This window comes from Pseudomonas avellanae BPIC 631 (assembly GCF_000444135.1).
GTDB lineage: Bacteria > Pseudomonadota > Gammaproteobacteria > Pseudomonadales > Pseudomonadaceae > Aquipseudomonas > Aquipseudomonas avellanae.
This window is the reverse complement of the sequence record NZ_ATDK01000020.1, coordinates 1-2,064: the sequence shown is the minus strand read 5'-3', so window position 1 is coordinate 2,064 and position 2,064 is coordinate 1. Positions and strand designations below refer to the sequence as shown.

Below are 2,064 nucleotides of genomic sequence, written 5' to 3'. Positions count from 1 at the left end.
TTTTTCAGAGTTTCCCTAGGAGCGAAAGATGAAGAATTACCTGACTGAATTGCGCACTGTAATCTGGCGGACTGCTGGCGCGCGCTACAATGCGGCTCGACGCCTAAAGCGCAAGGAGCTTTTCTCTACGATAAGCTTGACCTTTTTCTCAGTCATGAGCATCTGTCTCGCGGTTGTCCAAAAAATGTATGCACCAGCTATTTCAAATGTTTCTGGATTAGATGATTATTTGACGACTCTCTCTATCCTGTCAGGCATTTTTCTATTAGCGATCTCGCTAATGGAGTGGGGGGCGAGGAACGGTTCAAGTGCGGATGCGCTCTACAAAAATGCTGAAGACTTGAACTCATTGCAAAGAAGAATAAAGCAAGAGCTTTTCAAAATTGACGCCATCGCTAGCTCTTGGGATAAATGTAGCGCATTTTCTATTGAATATGATGTCATCCAAAGTCGGTGCGATGTTAACCATGATCCGCTTGATGATCATCGGTTCCTGGCTGCGAAAAGATTGGCTAGTGAGTTTGCGAGCGAGAATATCAGTTTTTTTCATGCCGCTTGTATTAAAATGCTGTGGTTTTTTTCCAGTATTTGGTACTACTTGCTATTTTGGTTTGTTTCAGTTGTGGCCTTGATTCCGGTGTTTAGTGGTATTAAATTTTTTTAATGTTTGCTCGATTTTTTTAAAAGTGCTTTTTGATAAGTCCGTGTTTCGCGATGATTTACTACCGATAAGTTATTCGTCAGTTGTTATCCGGGTGCTACTTAATAGCCGAACCCCTAACACTCTCCTTTGCGCCTCGCCGTCTGCCTTCGCTAGCACTGTTGTTTTTGTTGCTTCAAGAGAAATAAGTCGTTGCGATACGAAATCGTCTAGGGCCTTCATGGACTGAGAGCCATTGCAGAACGTAAACGCCTTTCCCCATCCCAAGATGATTTTGTCGATTCGGTAGAGGGCTGATGAATACGAGTACTTACCGTAACCGTCATCATGCTCTGCGTTGTATCGAAGGGCACGAGCGGCTGTGTCAAATTCGGCGCCCAGCTTTACTTTGAAGCGCTTACGAGTTGCTTCGCTTGGTTGAACTAGCCCTGGAGATACATTGCAGCCTAGAAAGTCGAAGCCTTTGTCTGTGGATCCCCGAGACGCTTTTACTTTGTCTACACGCGGGTCGTAGGCGCTCAAGCCTATTTTGCCTAGCGTCTTTAAAGCCCTGTTGAAAGCCCGGTCCACATCGCTAAGACTTTCTCCAAGAAGCAGGAAGTCATCGATGTAACGAAGGCAGGTAATGCCATCAGCGTTCATGGCCACGTCGAAATCGGCTAGATAGATATTGGCTAACAATGGCGACAAGGGTGAGCCCTGCGCTACACCTTCGATTCCTATCGGAAATATCTCGTTGAGCCCCTGCCGTCTCAAGTCGTCGATGTTAGCGAGGTCGGTCGTGATCGCCAGGTCTAGAAGCTTGAGCGTTGCGTCGCAGTTGATGTGGGAACGTAATAGGTCCTGGACCCGGTCTTTATTTATTTTAGTAAAGAAGGCCGGAATGTCCGAACGAATATGGAAGCGAGCACCATTCCGCATAGCATCCCTCGCGTCAGAGATGGCCATTGCAACGCGTTTCGTAGGTATTCCCCCATAGCTCGTTGGAGTGTCGAGCACTTTTCTAACAAACCGCACACGACGCTGTAGAACGTCGAGCAAGGCACGTTGAACCACACGATTGGGGATAGGTGCTAGCACCAAAGGGCGAGCTTTTCCTCCCGGCTTCTTTTGAGCAACTCCGGTTTGTTGGAGAAAAGTGAATGTCTGCTTTGATAGGGACCGCTGAATTTCAACCAAAGAGTCAGGCAGCCGACTCTCGAACTCTTCAGCGTCTCGTTTTATTTCGTCGGAGGACGAAAAGAGCGCGCTACTGCGCACCTTCCTCCACGCGCCGTAAAGGGTTCGTTGACTACAGATATCCTTATACAGTCTGCTCATTCAGACGATCCTTGTGTTGTTGGGCATCACCAGTTCTCTCTCACCCAACTGCTACAGGGACTAACTACCTTCGGGAGACCCAG

Annotated in this window: 2 protein-coding genes; one reads left to right on the top strand and one right to left on the bottom strand. The window is 47.7% G+C overall.

The genetic code is table 11. The annotated features are described in order from the left end of the window. Positions 1-28 precede the first annotated feature (28 nt). Complete coding sequence (locus tag DW49_RS0100870) at positions 29-664, top strand: SLATT domain-containing protein (RefSeq protein ID WP_024421063.1); 636 nt, start codon at positions 29-31, stop codon at positions 662-664. A 69-nt stretch (positions 665-733) separates the two neighbouring features. Here DW49_RS0100870 and DW49_RS0100865 read toward each other — a convergent pair whose 3' ends face one another. Then, positions 734-1,981 (bottom strand): reverse transcriptase domain-containing protein, encoded by a 1,248-nt coding sequence (locus tag DW49_RS0100865; protein WP_005621645.1) that lies wholly within the window; start codon positions 1,979-1,981, stop codon positions 734-736. Positions 1,982-2,064: the final 83 nt, after the last annotated feature.